The following is a 1,213-nucleotide window of genomic DNA, read 5'->3' on the forward strand; positions in this document are numbered from 1 at the left end:
TCGAGTGGACCCGGGCCGCGGGCGAGTTCGCGCTGGTGCAGTCCCGGCCGATCACGGCCCTGCCGCTGCCCGCCGCGCCACCGCCCGAGACCTGGCCGCTGCCGTACCCGCGTGGTGCGTACTTCCGCGCCAGCATCGTGGAGCAGTTGCCGGACCCGCTGACCCCGCTGTTCGCGGACCTGATCGACCCCGCCGTGACACTGTCCATCCAGGACCTGCTGCGCCAGGTGCTCGGCTCGGTCCCCGAGGGCGACATCAGCTTCCCGACGGTCAACGGCTACGCGTACTACTTCTACCGCAACGTGGGCCTCCTCCGGATGACGCTGCGCATGCCGCTGGCGATCCGTGGCCTGACCAGGCCGGAGAGCCGCGGCGGCGTCCGGGGGTGGCAGGAGCGGGCGCACCCGACCTACGCCGGTGTCGTCGCGGCGTGGACGGTGAAGGACCTCGCGGCGCTGTCGTCGGAGGACCTCCTCGCGGGCGTGGTCACCCTGCTCCGGGCGGGCGCGACCTACTACACCGCGGTCCAGTCCGTGATCCCGCTCGCGGCCACGGCGGAGATCGGCTTCGGGTTCTTCTACGACCGGCTCGTCCGACGGCCGGGGGACCCCGCCGCCCACACGTTCCTCATCGGCGAGGAGAGCGAGCCGATCCGGGCCGAGCGGTCGCTCTACGCGCTCGCCCGGGAGGAGCCCGGCACGACGCAGTGGGACACCCACTTCCGCGAGCACCTCGCCCGCTACGGCCACGCCGTCTACAACCTGGACTTCGCCGAGCCGACCCCGGCCGACCAGCCGGGCCCGCTGCTGGACACCATCGCCTTCCAACGGTCGGAGGCGGGCGTCGACCCGGACGTCCGGCGCGCGGGGATACTCGCCGACCGGGACGCGAGGACCCGCGAGGTCCGAGCCCGGCTGGGCCCGCTGCGCCGGCGGGTGTTCGACGCGCTGCTGCGCCGGGCCCGGACGCTCGGGCCGATCCGGGAGGACGCGCTGACCGACGTCGGGCTCGCGTGGCCTCAGCTCCGTCGGATGCTGCGCGAGCTGGGCGGACGGCTCCGCGCCGACCCCGACGACGTCTTCTGGTTCACCGAGGCCGAGCTGCGGGCCGCGATCCGGGGCGAGACCGTGGACCCGCCGATCGCCGACCGGAAGGCGCTGCGCCGCGGGCGTTCGCTCGTCTCGCCGCCGCAGATGCTGCCGCAGGCGCGCTG

At 74.6% G+C, this 1,213-nt stretch carries 1 protein-coding gene; it reads left to right on the forward strand.

The window, feature by feature from the left end; translation table 11 throughout:
• Positions 1 to 1,213 (forward strand): hypothetical protein (locus tag H5J29_RS33440; RefSeq protein WP_220188239.1); only part of this gene is annotated, 1,213 nt, incomplete at both ends.

This window comes from Pseudonocardia pini (assembly GCF_013870575.1).
Lineage (GTDB): Bacteria > Actinomycetota > Actinomycetes > Mycobacteriales > Pseudonocardiaceae > Pseudonocardia > Pseudonocardia pini.